Below are 22,614 nucleotides of genomic sequence, written 5' to 3' on the forward strand. Positions count from 1 at the left end.
CCTTGTAGCCACTATATATAGCGGTGCCGCGTCAGGCGCCAACCGCCTTTCACTTCTAGAATTCAGGAATTTTCTGATCCATGGGCAAATCGCTGGTCATTGTGGAATCCCCGGCTAAGGCCAAGACCATCAACAAGTATCTGGGTAACCAATACGTGGTGAAGTCGAGTATCGGCCATATCCGAGACCTGCCCACCAGCGGTTCGGCTAGCGCCAGCAAAGAGCCAGCCGCCAAGCGCGGCAAGGCCGCTGCGGGTGACGGTCCGGTGCTCACGCCAAAAGAGAAGGCGCGCAAGCAGCTGGTCTCGCGCATGGGTGTCGATCCCGATCATGGCTGGAAAGCCAAGTACGAGATCCTCCCGGGCAAGGAAAAGGTCATCGAAGAGCTACGCCGGCTCGCCAAAGATGCTGACACCATCTATCTCGCAACCGACTTGGATCGCGAGGGGGAAGCCATTGCCTGGCACCTGCGCGAAGCCATCGGTGGTGATGACAGCCGCTACAAGCGCGTGGTGTTCAACGAAATCACCAAGAAGGCGATTCAGGAAGCCTTCTCCAAGCCGGGCGAGCTGGACATCGACCGTGTAAACGCCCAGCAGGCGCGTCGTTTCCTCGATCGCGTGGTGGGTTACATGGTTTCGCCACTGCTGTGGGCCAAGGTGGCACGTGGCCTGTCCGCCGGTCGTGTGCAGTCGGTTGCCGTGAAGCTGGTCGTTGAGCGTGAACGTGAAATCCGCGCATTCAACCCGGAAGAGTACTGGGAAGTTCACGCCGACCTCGGCACCGCCAAGGGCGCAACCGTGCGCTTTGACGTAGCTCGCGAGAAAGGCGAAGCCTTCAAACCGCTCAACGAAGCCCAGGCCATGACCGCGCTGGAGAAGCTCAAGGCCTCCAGTTACAGCATCGTCAAGCGCGAAGATAAGCCGACCAGCAGTAAGCCGTCGGCACCGTTCATCACGTCCACTCTGCAACAGGCTGCGAGTAACCGCCTGGGCTTCGGCGTGAAGAAAACCATGATGATGGCCCAGCGTCTGTACGAAGCCGGCTACATCACTTACATGCGTACCGATTCCACCAACCTCTCGGTCGATGCCGTGACGATGGCGCGTACTTATATTGAAGGCGAGTTCGGCAAGAAGTACCTGCCGGAAACCCCGAACGTCTACAGCAGCAAGGAAGGCGCACAAGAGGCTCACGAAGCGATTCGTCCCTCCGATGCCAATACCGAGCCAAGCAAGCTGTCGGGCATGGAGCGCGATGCTGAGCGGCTCTACGAGCTGATCTGGCGCCAGTTCCTTGCTTGCCAGATGCTGCCGGCCCAATACCTGTCGACCACTGTCACCGTCGGTGCCGGTGACTTCGAGTTGCGCGCCAAGGGGCGCATCCTGAAATTCGACGGTTACACCCGCGTCATGCCGCAAATTGCCAAGCCTGGCGATGACGACGTGCTGCCGGACATGGCTCAGGGCGACGCGATGAAGCTGATCAAGCTTGATCCGACCCAGCACTTCACCAAGCCGCCGGCGCGTTACTCGGAAGCGAGCCTGGTTAAAGAAATGGAAAAACGCGGCATCGGTCGTCCTTCGACCTACGCGGCGATCATTTCGACCATCCAGGATCGTGGCTACGTAGCGCTGCACAACCGTCGTTTCTACTCGGAAAAGATGGGCGACATCGTTACCGAACGTCTGGCCGAAAGCTTCTCCAATCTTATGGACTACGGCTTCACCGCCGGCATGGAAGAGAACCTCGATGACGTGGCTCAGGGCGAACGCGATTGGAAAAACGTGCTCGACGAGTTCTACGGCGATTTCAAGAAGAAACTTGAAGTAGCCGAAAGCGCCGAAGGCGGCATGCGCGCCAACCAACCGGTGATGACTGACATTCCGTGTGTGCTATGCAGTCGTCCGATGCAGATTCGTACCGCATCGACCGGCGTATTCCTCGGCTGCTCGGGCTATAGCCTGCCGCCGAAAGAGCGCTGCAAGGCCACGGTCAACCTGGTGCCGGGCGACGAAATCGCGGCGGACGACGAGGGTGAATCGGAATCGCTGGTGCTGCGTGGCAAGCATCGCTGCCCGATCTGCAGCACGGCGATGGACGCATACCTGCTGGATGAGAAGCGCAAGCTGCACATCTGCGGTAACAACCCGGATTGCTCTGGCTACGAAATCGAAGAGGGCACTTATCGCATCAAAGGCTACGAAGGTCCGAGCCTGGAATGCGACAAGTGCGGCAGCGAGATGCAGCTCAAGACCGGCCGTTTCGGCAAGTTCTTCGGTTGCACCAATGCAACGTGCAAGAACACCCGCAAACTGCTGAAAAGCGGTGATGCAGCGCCGCCGAAGATGGATCCGGTGAAGATGCCTGAGCTGAAATGCGAAAAGGTCAACGACACCTACATCCTGCGCGACGGTGCTTCCGGCCTGTTCCTGGCGGCCAGTCAATTCCCGAAAAACCGCGAGACGCGTGCTCCGCTGGTCATGGAAATTGTGCCGCACAAGGATGAGATCGATCCGAAGTACCACTTCCTCTGCGAAGCGCCGAAGAAAGATCCAGACGGCCTGCCTGCTGTGATCCGTTACAGCCGTAAAACCAAAGAGCAGTACGTACAGACTGAAGTCGACGGTAAGCCGACTGGCTGGAAAGCGTACTACGACGGCGGCAAGTGGACAGTTGAAGACAAGCGCCCGGCGAAGACCGCTAAGGCTTAACAGGTGCTGTACTGAAAAGGCCGCATGACAACCCTCGGGTTTTCATGCGGCCTTTTTGTTTTGTGCTTGCGGGAAGCGGAGCTGATCCACGACACTGTCTGACCTGCGTGAAGCAATTATTTCGTTGTGGAGGCTGCCGTCATGGCCCACGAACTCTATACCCGTACCAACCAGAAGGTTTACTTCGCCGGCCTGTCGCTGGAAGCGCTCGCCAGAGCCGAAGAGGGGCGGGCGATGAACTCCCTGGCGCTGATCCAGGCCGGACGCGAGTCGGCCTTGTTTCACCTGTACGGTGCGTTGCTGGGGTTGTGCCATGAAATCGCCGGTTTCTATCGCTTGCCTCAGGCCAATGCGCCTCGGGCAGAGTTGCTGCTGACTCGCGAAGTGCTTGAAGCCATCGCGATTCCGGAAATGGCCGAGATGGTCGAGTTGGCCAATAATTCGGAAACCTGGCTGGCCAAACTGCTTGCGGCCCACGCTGCGCTGTTTCAGCCGCCACGAGCGCCGCACAAGCCTAAAGGTGACGTGACGCAGCCGCTGATCCTGGCCGTTAACCTGGATGAAGAAGAGGCTCCACAAGAGCTGAGCCGGGAAGAGCTGGAGAGCTGGCGTCAGAACCTCAAAGGGTTGGCGATTCGGTTTCGCGAAGGTTTGAACGAGTGCTGAAGGATTGAGCGGAATAATGGATGGCCCGGAGGGTTGTCCGTTCAGGGATGAGAACTGTCGGACCTTTCTCTTTGTAATGGCATCTGGTCAAGATCCCGAGCGAAGCCTGGCCGATGCCTATATAATCCCCGCCTTTCGTGGAGAACAGACCTTTATGCCAACGTCCTTTCTAGAAATCGTCGAGTTACCAGACGGCCGTATTGAGCTGCGCAGGGCTGAGGACGAGGGTTCTCTGGTTACTTTGGATTTCTCCGAGGATGCCAAAGCGTTCCTGCAGGGCCAGCACGTGGAAGTCGCCAAGGCGATGTTGAGCGTCGGCGTTCAGATGGCCGGACGCTTGGTTGAAGGCGATTTCAATACGGATGAGGAGTCTCGGGTTCTTCATTGATCCCGCCCGTCAGGTTTTTGCTGATATCGCTACAGGTTGGCTTCTCTATCCTTGGAGAAGCCCCGCGCTGTTCAACGCGCGCTTTGTTTGTCAGTTAACCCAATCGAATATTCAGGCTTTGTGCGTCCCCGATCCGGGCGGCGCTGATCAACTGTTGCCGTGAAGTTGTGCTCAATGGGTTGAGCCAGCTGACCACCGTGTGGCTGCGGCCCAGGCGCAAGGCCTCGCAGGTCAACTGCTGGGCGCTCTGAGTACCGCGCGGTTGCAGCAGCAGGATGCGTTCGCGGTTAAGGCCGGCGTCCCGCAACCAGGCCTGGGTCAGGCTGGCGGGCGGAGCGATTAGCGTCAGCCAGCGCGCGTCCTGGTCCTGGCTCAGTTCCCTGAGAATCGGTGCAAGAAGGTTCAGGCAGTTCCCGGCTGCACCACGCAGCGACAGCTCACTGAAGACTTCGGGCTCGGCGCTCCAGGGGGACTCGACCACGTCTTTCAGGATCGGCGCCAATGGCTGCACCATGAAAGCCTCGAATAACGGCAGTTGGGCTTGCTGTGATGTGTGTGGGAACTGCATAAAGCCTCCTTTAGCGGCGAATGACGCCGACACTCAAGCCTTCGATCACCAGTTCCTGATCTTTCAGGTTCACTTCGATAGGGGCGAATTCAGGGTTTTCGGCAATCAACCAGACCTTGCTGCCATCGCGCTTGAAACGCTTGACGGTCACTTCGTCGCCGATCCGCGCTACTACTATCTGGCCGTTGCGGGCTTCGCGGGTGGTGTGCACTGCCAGCAGGTCACCGTCGAAAATGCCCACATCCTTCATGCTCATGCCATGAACCCGAAGTAGATAGTCGGCGCGAGGATGGAAGAACGACGGGTTGATGTTGCAAGATTCTTCGATGTGCTGCTGGGCGAGGATCGGAGCACCGGCAGCCACTCGGCCAATGATCGGCAGGGTGGACTCGTCGGCCTTGGCTTCGAAGCCGGGGATGCGAATACCACGGGAAGCACCGGGCGTCATCTCGATTGCACCCTTGCGGGCCAGCGCCTTGAGGTGTTCTTCCGCCGCATTGGGCGACTTGAAACCCAGTTCCTGAGCGATTTCCGCGCGGGTGGGCGGGTAGCCGTTGTCTTCGAGGCAGCGTTTAATGAAGGCCAGAATCTCTGCTTGGCGTGGCGTCAGCTTTAGCATATTGATCGCTCTGTCTTTTTATACAGTGACTGGGATTATATACAGTGGAACGGTCTTGGCAATGCCCCTTTTTTTGCTGGCCGCCAGACGGTCGATAAGCCTGCTGATTCACGCTTGCGAGTTGTATGGTTAAATAGCTGACTGACCATTCCCAAAACGAACCGTCAGGCTTGACAAGGCCTGGGCTGAAACGTATGTTTCAAACAAGTGTTTGTCAGGCGGAGTAGCCATGGCCCAGTCGGAAACCGTTGAACGCATTCTTGATGCTGCCGAGCAATTGTTCGCGGAAAAAGGTTTTGCTGAAACCTCATTGCGTCTGATCACCAGCAAGGCCGGTGTGAATCTGGCGGCGGTGAACTATCACTTCGGTTCGAAGAAGGCGCTGATTCAGGCAGTTTTTTCGCGCTTTCTCGGGCCGTTTTGCTTAAGCCTTGATAAAGAGCTGGAGCGGCGTCAAGCCAAGCCGGAGAACAAGCCGACGCTTGAAGAGCTGCTGGAAATCCTCGTCGAGCAAGCCCTGGTGGTCCAGCCACGCAGCGGCAACGACCTGTCGATTTTCATGCGTTTGCTGGGTCTGGCTTTCAGTCAGAGCCAAGGGCACTTGCGGCGTTATCTGGAAGACATGTACGGCAAGGTGTTCCGCCGCTACATGATGTTGGTCAACGAAGCTGCACCGCGTATTCCGCCGATTGAGCTGTTCTGGCGTGTGCACTTCATGCTCGGCGCCGCTGCGTTCAGCATGTCCGGCATCAAGGCCTTGCGCGCGATTGCCGAGACTGACTTCGGTGTGAGCACCTCGATCGAGCAAGTCATGCGTCTGATGGTGCCGTTCCTGGCAGCGGGCATGCGCGCCGAAACCGGCGTGACCGATGCGGCCATGGCCACCGCGCAGTTGCGTCCACGCAGCAAATCAACCCCGGTTGCCGCCAAGGTTTAACCGCACACGGGTGGGCGCGGCAGCTGACATCCGCTAAGCTAGCCGCCCATGCCGACTCTCGTTCTGAACCCGCTCCCCATTTGTATCGCCGACCTGCCGGGCATTGCCCATGGCGGCGATTGCGTGCGAACCGGGTTTATCGTTATCAAGGAATCTCTATGACTGCTCGCCTGCAAGGCTCGTTGATGGTGGACGTCGCCGGTACCTGGTTGACGGCTGAAGATCGCCAATTGTTGCGCCAACCCGAAGTGGGCGGGCTGATCATTTTTGCCCGCAATATCGAACACCCCCGCCAGGTGCGCGAGTTGAGCGCCTCAATCCGCGCCATTCGCCCCGATCTGCTGCTGGCAGTCGACCAGGAGGGCGGCCGGGTTCAGCGTTTGCGTCAGGGCTTCGTACGACTGCCAGCCATGCGCGCCATCGCTGACAATCCGAATGCCGAGTACCTCGCCGAGCAGTGCGGCTGGATCATGGCGACTGAAGTGCTGGCCGTCGGCCTCGATCTGAGCTTCGCTCCGGTGCTGGACCTCGACTTCCAGCGCAGTGCTGTGGTCGGCACCCGTTCATTTGAAGGTGATCCCGAGCGTGCAGCGTTGCTGGCGGGAGCCTTCATTCGCGGCATGAACAGCGCCGGCATGGCCGCCACCGGCAAGCACTTTCCCGGTCACGGCTGGGCCGAGGCCGATTCCCATGTTGCGATCCCTGTTGATGAGCGCAGCCTCGACGAAATCCGCGCCAATGACTTGGTGCCGTTCAGCCGACTGAGCAAGCAATTGGCTGCGATCATGCCGGCCCACGTTATCTATCCACAAATCGATTCCCAGCCTGCCGGCTTCTCCCGCCGCTGGTTGCAGGACATCCTGCGTGGCGAGCTGCAATTCGACGGCGTGATCTTCAGCGATGACCTGTCCATGGCAGGCGCCCACGTGGTCGGTGATGCCGCCAGTCGTATCGAAGCGGCACTGACCGCCGGTTGCGACATGGGTCTGGTGTGCAACGATCGCGCGGCCGCTGAGTTGGCCCTGAGCGCCGCCCAGCGTCTGAAGGTCAAGCCGTCCGAGCGCATTGCGCGGATGCGCGGCCAGTCGTACGCCAGCACTGAATACCGTCAAGACCCGCGCTGGCTCGCAGCGGTCGGCGCGCTCAAAGAAGCTCAACTGATTGATTGAGGACTTTTCGTTATGACGGTTTACGCGATTATCGGCGGCACCGGTCTGACTCAACTCGAAGGCCTGAGCATTCGTCAATCATTGGCGGTGGACACCCCTTACGGTGCGCCTTCGGCTGAAGTGCAGATTGGCGAGTACGCCGGCAAGGAAGTGCTGTTCCTCGCGCGCCACGGTCATCCTCACCGTTTCCCGCCGCATCAGGTGAACTACCGCGCCAACCTCTGGGCGCTGAAGCAGGCCGGTGCCGAAGCGATTCTCGCGGTCAACGCCGTGGGTGGGATTCATGCCGTGATGGACACCGGATATTTCTGCGTACCGCATCAATTGATCGACTACACCAGTGGTCGCGAACACACCTATTTCGCCGATAATCTCGAACAAGTTACCCACATCGATTTCAGCTATCCCTACAGCGAAGCCCTGCGTCAGCAGCTAATCGCGGCATTGGAGGCTGAAGGCGTTGGTTTTGCCAGCCAAGGCGTGTACGCCTGCACCCAGGGGCCACGGCTGGAAACCGTCGCTGAAATCGCGAGACTGGAGCGCGACGGATGCGACATCGTCGGCATGACCGGGATGCCTGAAGCGGCATTGGTTCGCGAGCTGGAACTGGATTACGCCTGTCTGGCGCTGGTAGTAAACCCGGCAGCGGGCAAGTCGACGGCAGTGATCACCATGGCCGAGATCGAGCAAGCGCTGCATGACGGGATGGGCAAGGTGAAGTCGACGTTGGCTCGGGTGCTTAAAGGCTGAGTCTTGATACCTGCGAACTACAGTCACTTTCAGAAGCGTAGATATTATGTCGGCAATTATTGAGCAACTTCATGAGCTGCCGTGGGCGGAGGCGTTCAGTCATCGCGCTCTGGATAAGGCTCGCAGATACGCTGTAGAAAGCCGGGTACAGATCCGCGAAATCGAGGACGCTTTGGTTCTCGCAATCTGCAAGGGTTCCCAAGGGAACATCTACGAACAAGCCATTGAACTCATTGAAGACACGAATGGTGATTTTGAGCTGGTTTGCTCTTGTTCGTGTCCAGTGGTGATCAATTGCAAACACTGCGCAACCGTGCTTTACAACCTGCAAGAACTCCCCGTGGACTCGTTCAAAAGCACTGCATCGGTTCAACTGAATCGCGACTTGGAGCGCTGGCTCAATGATATTCCTCGCGACGTTCCGGATCGCGATGGGACTGCGCAGAGCACCGGCACGTGCTGGGTCTACAAACTCAAAGCAACGTCCACTACAGGCAAGTGGTTGCTGGAAATTTACAAGGCTCGTCAGCTCAAGGATGGCCGCTTGCAGGACATCAAATCTGTGTACTCGCCGTCAGACGCACTGATGCGAGAGCCCGGCTATCTGTCGGAGCTTGATCTGCGAATCGCAAGATTGCTGGTCGCCGTCCACTCCCATCATTCGTTTTACAGCGGCTATCCCCTGCAAGGCAGCAGTGGTGCCGAAGTTCTTCAATTGGCATTGAAAACCTCACGCCTGTATCTCGACTTCGAACAATTGCAGCCGCTGGTAGCTGGAAAGAGCAGGTCTGCGCAGTTTGCCTGGACCGAGCAAGCCAGCGGCAGCTTCCGTCCTCAATGGCGTAGTGACGAAGCGCCTGAGGAAACGATTCTGGCGCTGGAACCTTTGTACTACCTGGACCGCGAACGGATGGCGGTTGGGCCACTGCTAAGCGAGCTAGATGAAAAGCTGGCCTGTCATCTGTCATTGGCCCCTGACATTCCCGCACGTCAGGCCATGCAGTTCAGCCATCGGATGAGTACTGCAACTCGAGTCGTGCCTCCACCGCATGCATTGACCGAGCGGATCGTCGACGACGTTGAACCCCAAGCCTTCCTGGCGCTTGCAAGCACCAACCGTTACAGGAACTGGAAGTACGAACCCGAGCATCGCGCGGCATTGGCGTTTACCTACAACGGCCACATGGCGGCGGACAAAAAATCCTCAGAAGTACTGATACTGTCCGGCACCGAAACCCAGCGCATTCAACGCAAACCCGTGGCTGAAAAAGCCTTGCGCCAAGCCTTGCAAAAACAGGGCTTCAAAAAGGCCACCCGTAAAAGTGATGCGCTACCCGATAGTGCAGGCGAAATGTTCGATTTGCCGGACGACTCGGCTTGGCTGGTTTTTGTGCAGTCCGGGGTCCCGGCGCTCAGAGAGGCAAATTGGCAGATCCGTATCAACGAGGGCTTTCATTTCAATTTGCAGCCTATAGATGAATGGTATGCCGATGTCGAGGAATCTCCGGGGCGCGAATGGTTTGATCTGCAGTTGGGTGTCGTGGTCAATGGCGAGCGACACAGTTTGCTGCCGATTCTGTTGCAACTGTTGCGCAGGCAACCGCAGTTGATGGATCCGGGTAACCTGGCCTTGCGCGACGATGACGATCAGGTGCTGATCGATCTCAATAGTGGTCAACTCGGTGCCAAACCTGGCATCAAAGTCGCGCTGTCCCTCGGACGGATCAAGCCGTTAATGGCTACGCTCAGTGAGTTGTATTTAAACGCGACCAGCGGTGATTCGCTGCGCTTGAGTGGCCCTGATGCGGCGCGCTTGAGTGCGCTTGAAGGCCTGCCATTAGTGTGGCAGGGCGGCGAGCGTTTACGTAGTTTCGCAAAACGCTTGCGTGAATCGACTCAGCAAAACGTTGCTGCTCCTCAAGGCCTCAACGCCGCACTGCGGCCTTATCAGCTTGAAGGCCTGAACTGGATGCAAACCCTTCGTGAGCTGGAGGTCGGCGGTATCCTCGGCGACGACATGGGCTTGGGCAAGACGCTACAAACCCTGGCTCATCTGCTGTTGGAAAAGCAGTCGGGTCGACTCGATCTTCCGGCACTCGCTGTGATGCCGACCAGCCTCATTCCCAACTGGCTCGACGAAGCGGCACGCTTCACCCCGCAGCTGAAAGTCTTGGCGCTGCATGGCGCCACTCGGAAAAAGGACTTCAGCAACCTTGCCGAATACGATTTGGTGCTGACCACCTATGCGTTGTTGCCGCGTGATCTTGAGGTTTTGCAGCCTCAGGTCTGGAGCGTGCTGATTCTCGATGAAGCGCAGAACATCAAAAATCCGCTCAGCAAAGCCGCTCAGGCTGCCCGTGATCTGGAGGCCCGGCAGCGTTTGTGCCTGTCCGGCACGCCGTTGGAAAATCACCTCGGCGAGCTATGGTCACTGTTTCACTTCCTGTTGCCCGGCTGGCTTGGCGACAGTAAAACCTTCAATCGCGACTACCGCACGCCGATCGAGAAACACGGCAATAGCGAACGGATGCAGCACCTGACAGCCCGGATAAAGCCCTTTCTGCTACGCCGCAAGAAAGAACAGGTCGCCACCGAGTTGCCGCCAAAAACCGAGATCGTGCATTGGGTCGAACTCAGCGATGGGCAACGCGATGTCTATGAAACCGTGCGTGTGGCGATGGACAAGAAGGTGCGTGACGAAATTGCCCGAAGCGGTGTTGCGCGTAGCCAGATCATCATTCTCGACGCCTTGCTCAAGCTGCGTCAGGTGTGCTGCGATCTACGGCTGATCAAAATGCCCCTGACGGCGAAAGCACTTCGTGCGGGCAGCGGCAAGTTGATCGGCCTGATGGAGATGCTCGAGGAGTTGCTCAGCGAAGGCCGCAAGATTTTGTTGTTCTCGCAGTTCACGTCGATGCTTGCATTGATTGAGGAAGAATTGCAGCGGCGAGGGATCGGTTATTCATTGTTGACGGGTGAAACGACGGATCGGCGCACACCGGTCAAAGACTTTCAGGGCGGCAAAGTGCCGTTGTTTCTGATCAGTCTCAAGGCAGGCGGGACAGGACTGAACCTGACAGCGGCGGACACGGTGATCCACTTCGATCCCTGGTGGAATCCTGCCGTTGAAAACCAGGCGACGGACCGTGCTTATCGTATCGGTCAGGATAAGCCGGTGTTCGTCTACAAGATGATTGCGCGTGGCACGGTGGAAGAAAAAATACAGGCGCTGCAGCAGGAGAAGGCGGCGCTGGCCGGGGCGGTGCTTGAAGGTGGGACGACGGGTGGATGGAAGCTTGAGCAGAGTGATATTGAGGCGTTGTTTGCGCCATTGCCTGATCCCAAGTTCTGATACCCGGTCTTTTCAGGAAAACCGAGGCGACCCCATCGCGGGCAAGCCACGCTCCCACAGGTTCAGTGACTTCCCGTGGGGGCTTGCCTGCGATAGCGATCTTACAGTCGCCGCTATTTTTCGAGTTTATCCGGCAACGGCGCAAACAACGCTTCAATATCATCACTCTGCAACTTCCAGTCCCCGGTTTTGCGCCCATCCAGCACGCCAGCCGCCAGGTCGGATTTTTCCTTCTGCAGATGCTGAATCTTCTCTTCCACCGTGCCCCTGGCAATCATCTTGTAGACAAACACCGGTTTCTCCTGACCAATGCGATACGCCCGGTCAGTGGCCTGATTCTCCGTCGCCGGATTCCACCACGGATCATAGTGAATCACCGTGTCGGCTTCGGTCAGGTTCAGGCCGACGCCACCCGCCTTCAGGCTGATCAGAAAGATCTGACGCTTGCCGCTCTGGAAGTCTTTGACCGGTGTGCGCCGGTCGCGGGTCTGCCCGGTCAGCAGCGCATAATCGACTCCGCGTTTTTTCAGCTCGTCTTCAATCAACGACAGCATTGAAGTGAACTGCGAGAACAGCAGAATCCGCCGACCCTCATCGAACAACTCCTCAAGCATTTCCATCAGGCTGTCGAGCTTGCCCGACGTGCTGCCGCGAGTGGGCAGGGTGGCATCGTTGACCAGGCGCAAATCGCAGCACACCTGACGCAGTTTCAGCAACGCCTCAAGAATGATGATCTGGCTGCGCGCCACGCCCTTGCGGGTGATCTCGTCGCGGACTTTCTTGTCCATGGCCAGGCGCATGGTTTCGTACACGTCGCGCTGGGCTTCGTTGAGCTCGACCCAATGGATGATTTCGGTTTTCGGCGGCAACTCGGTCGCCACTTGTTCCTTGGTTCGACGCAGCAGGAACGGTTTTATCCGACCGTTGAGGTGCTGAAGTCGTACTTCGCTGGCGCGCTTTTCGATCGGCACGCGGTAATCGCGGTTGAAGCTTTTCACGTCGCCGAGCCAGCCAGGCAGGAGGAAGTGAAACAGCGACCACAGTTCACCGAGGTGGTTTTCCAGCGGCGTGCCGCTCAGGCACAGACGCTGACGGGCATTCAATTCGCGGGCAGCGTGGGCGGCCTTGCTGTTGGGGTTCTTGATGTATTGCGCCTCGTCCAGAACCAGTATGTGTAATGGCTGCGCGGCCAGGCGTTCGACATCCTTGGGCAGCAGCGCATAGGTGGTCAGGATCAGGTCGTAATCGGCCAGCGTGTCGAAATGCTTTTTGCGACTGGCGCCGTACAGCGCCAGCACTTTGAGTTGCGGCGTGAAGTGCGCTGTTTCATCCAGCCAGTTGGGGATCAGGCTGGTGGGCATCACCACCATGCACGGCCGATCGAGGCGCCCGGCGTTCTTCTCACTGAGAATGTGCGCAAGGGTCTGTAGGGTTTTGCCCAGGCCCATGTCGTCCGCGAGAATCCCGCCGACTTCCAGTTGTCGCAACGACTGCATCCAGCTCAAGCCTTCCACCTGATAGGGGCGCAAGGTCGCGTTCAAGCCTTCCGGTGCGGTCGCGGTGAAGTCCTTGATGTCCCGCAGCCGCTGGGCAAAGGTGCGAATTTGCTCGCCGCCCTCCCAAAGCAACGGCAAGTCTTCCAGCGGATTCAGTCGCGTGGCATCGGCTTTGCTCAGGCGCAGCGTGGTTTCGCCGGGCCCTTGCAGGTAGAACTCGCCGAGGGTCGCCAGCACCGGTTTCAATCGGCCGAAGGGCAGGGCGACTTGCAGCGGGCCGTACTCGGAGTTCGGGCGGTTGGGAATGTTCACCAGGATCAACTCGTCGTCGCGACGTCGGGCCAGTCGCTCCGGGTTGAGGATCTCGGTGTGGGAGCGCATCAGGTTCAACAGGATCGGCAGCAGACTCAGCCGCTCGCCGTTGACGATGATCCCCAGTTCCAGGTCGAACCAGTCACGCTCCGGCGCTTGTTCGACGGTGGCGTACCAATCGTCCACGGCAGTCAGGTCGAAACCGAAGTCTTCGTCGATCTGCAACTCCCAGCCCTGAATGCGCAGCTTCGGCAGTTCATTGAGGGTGAAGGTCAGCCAGGCGCTGTCGTTGACCATCTCGAAAAGTTCGCCCGCACTTTCCGGCAAGGCCTTGCTTTGCCGGGTGGCGATCTTGAAGCCGAGGATTCGCAGCTGTTCCCTGTAGGTCTGTTCGACTTCCGGGTGACGTTTTATCCGTAATGTTTGCGTCTCCTGACGAATCAGGATGTCAGCGTTCTTCTGCCCGGAAACGTATTCATCCAGATAGCTGAAAGACAATGCCGCACGATGCTGAATGTAACGCTGCATCTTGCCGTTGCGCGGTTCGAAGGCGCTGAACTCGATGCTTGCCAGCCACAGGCGCGGTACCGGTTGCACGTTATCCACCAGCACTTGCGGCGGCGCCTTCGGGCTGCGGTTTTCCAGTACGGCTTGAAGTTTCTCGAGTAGCTCGGCGTCTTGCGCCGCAGCGGGATAAGCCAGGGTTTCCTGAACTTTCAGCAGCACCGCCGCGCAGTGCTTGCAGTTGCTGTGCACCGGGCAGGTGCAGGTGGCATCGATCATCAGCAACGTGGCTTTGGCTGACTCGCGCAGGCGAATGGTCTGACGGTAAACGTTACCGCCAGACCCCTCGCAGGCGGCAATGATCGTGGCGTCGCCGGCCTCGACGATCCTGACGCGGTTCTCCAATGCGTAGCGGCGGCCACGCTCCAGGCTCTGTTCCTTGAATCGGCTGACCCAGGAAGGTGCCAGGGGTTTGCTCAGGGTCGCTGACATAAGGACTCAATCAGTCCGGAATTTCATCGGGGACTGGCCGAGGCGCAGGGGCAGTCAGCGAGGTGATCTTGATCAGCAGGCCGAGATGGCCGTTGTCGAGGAAGTTCAGCTGGCCGTTCTTGGTGTGGCTTTCCTGTTTCATGCGTTCGCTGGCGGTGACCATGCCGTTGGCGTCGATCTGGTTGACCCAGAAGTCGGCGTCGACGTCGGTGAAACGTCCCAGTTTCATGCTCAGCGTGCCCTCGATCGGGAACTGGCCGAACTGTTCTTTGCCCTCGCTGATCGCGACTTTGCTGGCTTCTTCGCCGAGAGTCTGTTGCCAGGCCTTGTGCAGCAACACCGTGTATTCATTGCTGGCGGTGAGTTTTTCCACTTCGGCATTGAGGCTCGGTGTGCGCAGGCTGTCGGGGTTGATGGATTGAGCTCCGGCAGCCCAGTCTTCCGGTGCGGCGCGGCTGACGATTGCGGGCACGGCGTTTTGGCGGACCAGAATCATTTCTATCTGGTACAGGTCATCGGCAAACGTCGTCGGCGCAACCAGGGTCATCAACAGGATCAGTGAGCGAAACAGGCGCATGCGGCGTCCTTCAAGCAGTTTTCGGAATGAGGTGCTCAAACAGCGCCTCTACAGTATTAAAGCGCTCTTCCGGGCGCTCCATCGGCACCTGGAATTTAAACATCGTGGCGCCTTCGAATTTGTAGCGTTTGGGCTGGCTCTGGATCAGCTTGATCAGCGTCAGCGGGTCGACCGGGGTTTGCGTCGCGAACTCGATTCGGCCACCTTGCGGGCCGCCGTCGACTTTCTTGATGCCCAGTAGCTCGGCCTGCAATTTCAGCGCGGTAATGCGCATCAGGTTCTTGGTCGGTTCCGGCAACAGGCCGAAACGATCGATCATCTCCACCTGCAAGTCCTTGAGGCCTTCCTCGTCGGTGGCCGAGGCGATGCGTTTGTAGAGAATCAGTCGGGCGTGTACGTCCGGCAGATAGTCCTCGGGAATCAACGCCGGTACCCGCAGATTGACTTCCGGACCACCGCCGAGCGGTTGATCGAGGTTCGGTTGTTCGCCCTTGCGGATCGACTTCACTGCGCGCTCGAGCATTTCCATGTACAGCGTGAAACCGACCGCCTGGATCTGCCCGCTCTGACCATCGCCGAGCAATTCGCCGGCGCCACGGATTTCCAGGTCGTTGGTGGCGAGTACGAAGCCCGCGCCAAGGTCCTGTGTATTGGCGATCGCTTCCAGACGTTTTTCCGCATCGGGAGTGATCTGCTGACGCGGCGGCGTCAGCAAATAAGCGTAAGCCTGGTGGTGACTGCGACCGACCCGGCCGCGCAACTGGTGCAGCTGCGCCAGGCCGAACTTGTCGGCACGCTCGATGATGATGGTGTTGGCGCTCGGCACGTCGATGCCGGTCTCGATGATGGTCGAGGCGATCAGCACGTTGAAGCGCTTGTGGTAGAAGTCGCTCATCACCTGTTCGAGATCGCGTTCGCGCATCTGCCCGTGGCCAATGCCGATCCGCGCCTCCGGCACCAGTTCGGCGAGGTCGGCGGCACATTTCTCGATGGTCTTCACGTCGTTGTGCAGGTAATAGACCTGACCGCCACGCAACAGCTCACGGAGCAAGGCCTCTTTGACCGTGCTCTTGTTCTGCTCCATGACGAACGTCCGTACCGACAGTCGACGGGCCGGCGGCGTGGCGATGATCGACAGGTCACGCATGCCCGAGACCGCCATGTTCAGCGTGCGCGGAATCGGCGTGGCGGTCAGGGTAAGGATGTCGACTTCACTGCGCAGGGCCTTGAGCTGTTCCTTCTGACGGACACCGAAACGGTGCTCTTCGTCGATGATCACCAGCCCCAGGTTTTTGATTTTTACGTCGTCTTGCAGCAGCTTGTGAGTGCCGATGACGATGTCGATCTTGCCTTCGGCCAGATCCGCGACTGCAGCATTTATTTCTTTGGTCGACTTGAATCGGCTCATCACTTCCACGCTCACCGGCCAATCGGCGAAGCGGTCGCGGAAGCTGTTGTAATGCTGCTGGGCGAGCAGGGTGGTCGGCACCAGAATCGCCACTTGACGACCGCCGTGTACCGCGATGAACGCTGCGCGCATCGCCACTTCGGTCTTGCCGAAACCGACGTCGCCGCAGACCAGACGGTCCATCGGTTTCGGCGCGAGCATGTCGCTGCGCACGGCTTCGATGGTGGTTTGCTGGTCCGGAGTTTCTTCGAACGGGAAGCCGGCGCTGAAGGTCGCGTAATCGGCTTTCGGGTCGGCGAACGCATAACCTTCGCGAGCGGCGCGGCGGGCATAGATGTCGAGCAACTCGGCGGCCACGTCGCGCACCTGTTCGGCGGCTTTGCGTTTGGCTTTCTGCCAGGTCTCGGAACCTAGGCGGTGCAGCGGGGCCAGGGCATCGTCGCTGCCGGTGTATCGGGCGATCAGATGCAGGTTGGCCACCGGCACATAAAGCTTGGCGTTTTCGGCGTATTCGAGGGTCAGGAATTCGGCGGCCTGACTATCGATTTCCAGAATCGTCAGCCCGAGATAGCGACCGACACCGTGATCGATGTGCACCACCGGCGCACCTTCGCGCAGCTCGGTGAGGTTTTTGATCACGGCATCGTTGTTGGCGTCGGCGCGTTTCTCGCGGCGGCGGCGCTGCATCACGCGCTGACCGAACAACGGGCTTTCGGCGACCAGGGCCAAGGCTGGATCGTCGAGTACCAATCCTTCGTCGAGTGGCGCGATGGTGATCGCCAGGCGCTCCTTGCTCGCGACAAAGTCCGGCCAGCTGTCGACGGTTTTCGGTCGCAGCTTCAGGCGTTCCAGCAACTCCAATAGCACTTCACGACGGCCCGCCGACTCGGCGGTAAACAGCACGCGACCGGGGAACTCATCAAGGAAGCCTGCCAGCGCCGCCAACGGTTGAGTCGCCTTGGCTTCGATGGCCAGGTTCGGCAGCTCCCGAGCGGGGAAGCGCTCGCGACCGACGCCGGTTTCCACGTCCTGTTGACTGGCGACCACGCGCGGCCAGTTCTTCAGGCGAGCGAAGCAATCCTCCACCGGCAGGAACAACTCGGCTGGCGGCAATAAAGGGCGGGCCGGATCGACGCGGCGCTCTTCATAACGATTGCGCACGTCGTTCCAGAAGTTTTCCGCCGCCTGCTCGATGCCGGGCAGGGAAAACACTTGCGTGTCCTGCGGCAAGTAATCGAACAATGTGGAGGTTTCATCGAAGAACAGCGGCAGGTAGTACTCGATACCGGCCGGTGTAATCCCGCTGCTCAAATCCTGAAAGATCGGGCAGCGACGGAAGTCGACATCGAAACGCTCGCGGAAGCGCGCCTTGAAGCGGGTGACCGCATCCTTTTGCAGCGGGAACTCTCTCGCTGGCAGGAGGCGAACCGTTTCAACCTTGTCGATGGAGCGCTGATTTTCCGGATCGAAGGTACGAAGGGTCTCGATTTCGTCGTCGAACAGGTCAATTCGGAAAGGCAGTTTGCTGCCCATCGGGAACAGGTCGATCAACGAGCCACGCACGGTGAATTCGCCATGCTCATAGACAGTGTCGACGTAGCGATAGCCGCTGGCCTCAAGCCGGGTGCGCATTTGCTCGACATCGAGCTTCTGGCCGATGTCCAGCACCAGGCTGCTGCCGAGCAGGAATTTGGTCGGTGCCAGGCGATGCAGAGCCGTCGTGATAGGCACGACCAAAACGCCATGACTCAGCTCCGGCAATCGATACAACGCGGAGATTCGCTGGGAAATAATGTCCTGATGCGGCGAAAACAGATCGTAGGGCAGCGTTTCCCAGTCCGGGAAATGCAGCACTGGCAAATCCGGGGCGAAGAAACTCAGCTCCTGTTCCAGCCGTTCGGCACTTTGGCTGTCGGCAGTCAGTAGCAGGGTGAAGCGCTTGGCAGCGCTGGCGGCCTCGGCAATGGCCAGGCTCAGGGCGGCACCGGGCAGGTTGCCCCAGTGCTGTTTACCTGCCGCGGCAGGGAGAAGCGGTAGACGCAGAACGGGCACGGAAGGTTGAGCTCCAAGCGTTGCGACAAAGTCGGTAATTGTAACGGTCCCGGGTGCCGCCTGTCAGTTGCAGACTGTGTCTATTACGCAGGTTGGGCAAAATGTAGTGGTAAAGACAAAATCGGCCCGTTTTTTAGTAAAAATGACTGAATATGTAGTGGCAAAACGACCGAGTGTTACGGAGGGTTACAGACAAGACGGTGTTGTCTACCAAAAAATGACTGCGCTGCAGGCCGCGGTTTCATTGGGTTTGAGCCATGCGTGATTTTTTTGAAGAGGATTTTGTTACTGGCCGTGCGACAGGCGCGCATTGCTACGGGAGGCACTCGGCGGCATAATGTAGCCCCTTTTTTCTGCCCCTACATGTGGAAGGTTCCCGTGACTCAGAAGCCCGACCAGTGTCTTGGTGAATGGATCGACCGTGAAGCACTCGCAGAAGCGATGATTCCGCTTATCGGTCAGCTCTACCGCAATAACAACGTGGTGAGCTCGATCTATGGCCGCAGCCTGATCAATCGTTCAGTCATTGCGATTCTCAAAGCTCACCGCTTTGCTCGTCATCGTCAGTCTGATGACAGCGAATTGTCCGTCCACGAAACATTCCCGCTGCTCAAGGCAATGAGCGAGCTCAAGCTCGGCGCTGCTTCGGTAGACCTGGGCAAGCTTGCAGTCAAGTTCAAGGCTGAAGGCAATGGCCGCACTGCCGAGCAGTTCGTCCGTGAAGAACTGGCTGACGTCGTTGGTCAGCAAAATGTTTCCGCCCGCAAAGGCACCGACGTTGTTCTGTACGGCTTCGGTCGTATCGGCCGTCTGCTGGCGCGCATCCTGATCGAGAAAACTGGTGGTGGCGACGGCCTGCGTCTGCGCGCCATCGTTGTCCGCAAGGGCGCCGAGAACGATCTGGTCAAACGTGCCAGCCTGCTGCGTCGTGACTCGGTTCATGGTCCGTTCGATGGCACCATCACCATTGATGAAGCCAACAACACCATTACTGCCAACGGCAACCTGATCCAGGTTATCTACGCGAAAAACCCGACTGAAGTGGACTACACCCAGTACGGCATCAAAGACGCGCTGCTGGTGGACAACACCGGTGTATGGCGTGACGCCGACGGTCTGGGCCAGCACTTGGCTTGCCCGGGTATCGACCGCGTTGTTCTGACCGCGCCTGGCAAAGGCAAGCTGAAGAACATCGTTCACGGCATCAACCACGGTGAAATCACCGCTGATGACAAGATCGTTTCCGCGGCTTCCTGCACCACCAACGCCATCGTGCCGGTGCTCAAAGCCGTCAACGACAAGTTCGGCATCATCAACGGTCACGTTGAAACGGTTCACTCGTACACCAACGACCAGAACCTGATCGACAACTTCCACAAAGGCGATCGCCGTGGCCGTAGCGCCGCGTTGAACATGGTGATCACCGAGACCGGTGCTGCCACCGCTGCTGCCAAGGCGCTGCCTGAGCTGGCCGGCAAGCTGACCGGTAACGCGATCCGCGTTCCGACGCCAAACGTGTCGATGGCCATTCTCAACCTGAACCTTGAGAAAGCCGCCACCCGTGAAGAGATGAACGAGTACCTGCGCTACATGGCGCTGCACTCCGATCTGCATAAGCAAATCGACTACGTCAATTCGCAGGAAGTGGTTTCCACCGACTTCGTTGGCTCGCGCCACGCAGGCGTAGTGGATGCTGAAGCAACCATCAGCCAAGACAACCGCGTTGTTCTGTACGTTTGGTACGACAACGAATTCGGTTACAGCTGCCAGGTGGTTCGCGTGATGGAAGACATGGCCGGTGTAAACCCGCCTGCATTCCCGCGCTAAGCGTTAGCTGCACATGAAAACGCCCCGACTTTGGTCGGGGCGTTTTTGTTTGTGCGGTGATCGTTCTCACGCAGAGCGTAGGAACGATCTTTTTTACCTGTGGGAGCATAATGGGTGGCCTTGGCGTTGTGTCAGGGAATGCCTGGGGGGGTGGGGATTGTTGAATAGGTGGCAAGGCGTTTTAATTTTTCTGTTCGGCGTCCTTTCAGGCTGCGGCAACGGCGATTCCATGGAAAGCTTCGGCGGCCCGACCATGGGCAGCACGTATTCGATCAAGTACCTGCGCCATGCCGGGCTTCCCGCCCCGACCGAGGTCCGTGTTCAGGTCGAAAAGATCCTTGCTGAAGTCGATCAACAAATGTCGACTTACCGCAGCGACTCCGACATCGAGCGCTTCAACGATCTACCCGCCAACCGCTGTCAGAAAATGCCCCCGCCGATCCTCAAACTGGTGCGCGTCGGTGAGCGTCTGTCGGAACAAAGCGAAGGTTCTTTCGACCTGACGGTGGAACCGCTGCTTAACCTCTGGGGTTTCGGCCCGCAGGCTCGCGAGGAAAAAATCCCCGCGGCCCAAGCGCTGGCCGAAGTGCGGCAGCGAGTCGGTTACCAGCACCTGCGTATCGACGGCGATCAGCTGTGCAAGGACGCCGCGGTCGAGGTTGACTTCAACAGCATCGCCGCTGGCTACGCAGTCGACACGATTGCCGCGAAACTCGAAGCAATGGGCATCCACAACTACCTCGCCGAAGCCACCGGCGAACTCAAGGCCGCCGGCAAGAAACTCGACGGTTCACCGTGGCGCGTCGCCCTGGAAGAACCCCGCGACGACCAGCAAGTGGCCGAGCGCATCATCGCCGTCGACGGCTACGGCGTTTCCACTTCCGGCGATTACCGCAACTATTTCGAGCAGGACGGTCGGCGTTATTCCCACACCTTCGATGCCCGCACCGGGGCGCCGGTCTCACACACCCTGGCGTCAGTCACGGTGATTCATCCTTCAGCGTTGATGGCCGATGGCTTATCGACGCTGTTGCTGATTCTGGGGCCTGAACAGGGTTGGGATTACGCAGAAAAACATGACATCGGTGCATTCTTTGTGATTCGTGCCGATACAGGTTTCGTCACACGAACCACGCAGGCTTTTGAACGCCTGAGTGACGGAAAAACCGAGTGATCACGGCGATTCAAGCAGCAAAGACTGGCGTTGTAGTGCAGGCAAAACTAGCCTACGACGCGACCAAGGGTTAATGTGCGCGGCGTTGACGCTTATATAGACTGTGTCCGGGTTCTGCACTGGCCCCAAATTGTTCCTTCACGCCGCAGATCGGCGTGATTTAGCCGCAGGTGCCGAGGGCGCCGCGGCCTGTTCTGAGGAGTATGCATGGCTGTCTACAACTACGACGTGGTGGTGCTGGGTTCCGGCCCGGCGGGAGAAGGCGCGGCAATGAACGCCGCCAAAGCAGGGCGCAAGGTGGCGATGGTCGATAGCCGTCGCCAGGTCGGCGGCAACTGCACTCACCTGGGCACCATCCCGTCCAAGGCACTGCGTCACTCGGTCCGGCAGATCATGCAGTTCAACACCAACCCGATGTTCCGGGCCATTGGTGAGCCACGCTGGTTCTCGTTCCCGGACGTTTTGAAAAGCGCCGAAAAAGTCATCTCCAAACAAGTCGCATCGCGCACCGGCTACTACGCCCGTAACCGCGTCGACGTGTTCTTCGGCACCGGCAGCTTCGCCGACGAGCAAACCATTGAAGTGGTTTGCGCCAATGGCGTGGTCGAAAAACTGGTGGCCAAGCACATCATCATCGCCACCGGCTCGCGTCCTTATCGTCCGGCGGACATCGATTTCCACCATCCGCGTATCTACGATAGCGACACCATCCTCAGCCTCGGCCACACCCCGCGCAAACTGATTGTTTACGGCGCCGGCGTGATCGGTTGTGAGTACGCTTCGATCTTCAGCGGTCTGGGTGTATTGGTTGAACTGGTGGATAACCGCGGTCAGTTGCTGAGCTTCCTCGACTCGGAAATTTCCCAGGCCCTGAGCTATCACTTCAGCAACAACAACATCACGGTTCGCCACAACGAAGACTACGACCGCGTCGAAGGCGTGGACAACGGCGTGATCCTGCACCTGAAGTCCGGCAAGAAGATCAAGGCCGACGCCTTGCTCTGGTGCAACGGTCGTACCGGCAACACCGACCAGTTGGGTCTGGAAAACGTCGGCGTGAAGGTCAACAGCCGTGGCCAGATCGAAGTCGACGAGGCCTACCGTACCTGCAAGCCGAACATCTACGGCGCCGGTGACGTGATTGGTTGGCCGAGCCTGGCCAGTGCCGCTCACGACCAGGGGCGTTCGGCCGCTGGCAGCATCGTTGACAACCATAGCTGGCGTTTCGTCAACGACGTGCCAACCGGTATCTACACCATTCCGGAGATCAGCTCGATCGGCAAGAACGAGCAGGAGCTGACTCAGGCCAAGGTGCCGTACGAAGTGGGCAAGGCGTTCTTCAAGGGCATGGCGCGTGCACAGATCGCCGGCGAGCCTCAGGGCATGCTGAAGATTCTGTTCCATCGCGAAACCCTGGAAGTGCTGGGCGTTCACTGCTTCGGTTATCAGGCGTCGGAGATCGTTCACATTGGTCAGGCGATCATGAACCAGCCGGGCGAACTGAACACGCTGAAGTACTTCGTCAACACGACGTTCAACTACCCGACCATGGCTGAAGCCTATCGGGTAGCGGCGTACGATGGCCTCAACCGGCTTTTTTGAGTGGCTC

Annotated in this window: 15 protein-coding genes; 10 read left to right on the top strand and 5 right to left on the bottom strand. The window is 58.7% G+C overall.

The genetic code is table 11. The features are described 5' to 3' along the window. Window positions 1-80: 80 nt before the first annotated feature. The 3 genes from topA (at window position 81) to QFX16_RS10025 (ending at window position 3,768) form a co-directional block, all read left to right on the top strand. The gene (gene topA, locus QFX16_RS10015; RefSeq protein WP_283183788.1) at window positions 81-2,714 is read left to right on the top strand and encodes a type I DNA topoisomerase; all 2,634 of its coding nucleotides are present in this window, start codon (window positions 81-83) and stop codon (window positions 2,712-2,714) included. Window positions 2,715-2,855: 141 nt separating this feature from the next. After that, window positions 2,856-3,380 (top strand): DUF6586 family protein, encoded by a 525-nt coding sequence (locus tag QFX16_RS10020; protein WP_283183789.1) that lies wholly within the window; start codon window positions 2,856-2,858, stop codon window positions 3,378-3,380. Between the two features lie 154 nt (window positions 3,381-3,534). Next, entirely contained in the window at window positions 3,535-3,768 is a 234-nt protein-coding gene (locus QFX16_RS10025) for a hypothetical protein (protein ID WP_283184543.1), read from the top strand. Window positions 3,769-3,862: 94 nt separating this feature from the next. Here QFX16_RS10025 and sulA read toward each other — a convergent pair whose 3' ends face one another. Together sulA and lexA are read right to left on the bottom strand one after the other, a co-directional pair. Further along, window positions 3,863-4,336 carry an SOS-induced cell division inhibitor SulA gene (gene sulA / locus QFX16_RS10030; protein ID WP_008151409.1) on the bottom strand — a complete coding sequence of 158 codons (474 nt, stop codon included), beginning with the start codon at window positions 4,334-4,336 and terminating at the stop codon, window positions 3,863-3,865. Between the two features lie 10 nt (window positions 4,337-4,346). Then, window positions 4,347-4,955, bottom strand: a complete 609-nt coding sequence (gene lexA, locus QFX16_RS10035; protein WP_007933171.1) for a transcriptional repressor LexA — start codon at window positions 4,953-4,955, stop codon at window positions 4,347-4,349. Window positions 4,956-5,184: 229 nt separating this feature from the next. Here lexA and QFX16_RS10040 point away from each other — a divergent pair, with 229 nt between their 5' ends. The 4 genes from QFX16_RS10040 to QFX16_RS10055 all read left to right on the top strand — a co-directional run bounded on the left by QFX16_RS10040 (window position 5,185) and on the right by QFX16_RS10055 (window position 11,163). Further along, on the top strand, window positions 5,185-5,892 hold the full coding sequence (locus tag QFX16_RS10040) for a TetR/AcrR family transcriptional regulator (protein ID WP_283183790.1): 708 nt from the start codon (window positions 5,185-5,187) through the stop codon (window positions 5,890-5,892). Window positions 5,893-6,062: 170 nt separating this feature from the next. Further along, on the top strand, window positions 6,063-7,061 hold the full coding sequence (gene nagZ / locus QFX16_RS10045) for a beta-N-acetylhexosaminidase (protein ID WP_283184544.1): 999 nt from the start codon (window positions 6,063-6,065) through the stop codon (window positions 7,059-7,061). 12 nt (window positions 7,062-7,073) lie between these two features. Continuing rightward, a complete protein-coding gene (locus tag QFX16_RS10050; protein ID WP_283183791.1) occupies window positions 7,074-7,811 on the top strand; it encodes an S-methyl-5'-thioinosine phosphorylase in 738 nt (245 codons plus the stop codon). Window positions 7,812-7,857: 46 nt separating this feature from the next. Further along, window positions 7,858-11,163 carry a DEAD/DEAH box helicase gene (locus QFX16_RS10055; protein WP_283183792.1) on the top strand — a complete coding sequence of 1,102 codons (3,306 nt, stop codon included), beginning with the start codon at window positions 7,858-7,860 and terminating at the stop codon, window positions 11,161-11,163. A gap of 113 nt (window positions 11,164-11,276) precedes the next feature. On the opposite strand, the gene QFX16_RS10060 is transcribed toward QFX16_RS10055, so the two are convergent. Genes QFX16_RS10060 through mfd form a run of 3 tightly spaced genes read right to left on the bottom strand, consistent with a single transcriptional unit; the run spans window position 11,277 to window position 18,004 of the window. Then, on the bottom strand, window positions 11,277-13,967 hold the full coding sequence (locus QFX16_RS10060; RefSeq protein WP_283183793.1) for a DEAD/DEAH box helicase: 2,691 nt from the start codon (window positions 13,965-13,967) through the stop codon (window positions 11,277-11,279). Between the two features lie 10 nt (window positions 13,968-13,977). Then, window positions 13,978-14,544: a CsiV family protein gene (locus tag QFX16_RS10065; protein WP_283183794.1), complete on the bottom strand. Its 567-nt coding sequence runs from the start codon at window positions 14,542-14,544 to the stop codon at window positions 13,978-13,980. 10 nt (window positions 14,545-14,554) lie between these two features. Continuing rightward, window positions 14,555-18,004 (bottom strand): transcription-repair coupling factor, encoded by a 3,450-nt coding sequence (gene mfd / locus QFX16_RS10070; RefSeq protein WP_283183795.1) that lies wholly within the window; start codon window positions 18,002-18,004, stop codon window positions 14,555-14,557. 363 nt (window positions 18,005-18,367) lie between these two features. Between mfd and QFX16_RS10075 the strand changes: the two genes are divergently transcribed. The 3 genes from QFX16_RS10075 to sthA all read left to right on the top strand — a co-directional run bounded on the left by QFX16_RS10075 (window position 18,368) and on the right by sthA (window position 22,607). Beyond that, entirely contained in the window at window positions 18,368-19,831 is a 1,464-nt protein-coding gene (locus QFX16_RS10075; RefSeq protein ID WP_192407181.1) for a glyceraldehyde-3-phosphate dehydrogenase, read from the top strand. Window positions 19,832-20,060: 229 nt separating this feature from the next. After that, entirely contained in the window at window positions 20,061-21,005 is a 945-nt protein-coding gene (locus tag QFX16_RS10080; RefSeq protein ID WP_283183796.1) for an FAD:protein FMN transferase, read from the top strand. Between the two features lie 207 nt (window positions 21,006-21,212). Then, on the top strand, window positions 21,213-22,607 hold the full coding sequence (gene sthA, locus QFX16_RS10085) for a Si-specific NAD(P)(+) transhydrogenase (RefSeq protein ID WP_283183797.1): 1,395 nt from the start codon (window positions 21,213-21,215) through the stop codon (window positions 22,605-22,607). The last annotated feature ends 7 nt before the right edge of the window (window positions 22,608-22,614 follow it).

This window comes from Pseudomonas svalbardensis (assembly GCF_030053115.1).
In the GTDB taxonomy this organism is placed as follows: domain Bacteria; phylum Pseudomonadota; class Gammaproteobacteria; order Pseudomonadales; family Pseudomonadaceae; genus Aquipseudomonas; species Aquipseudomonas svalbardensis.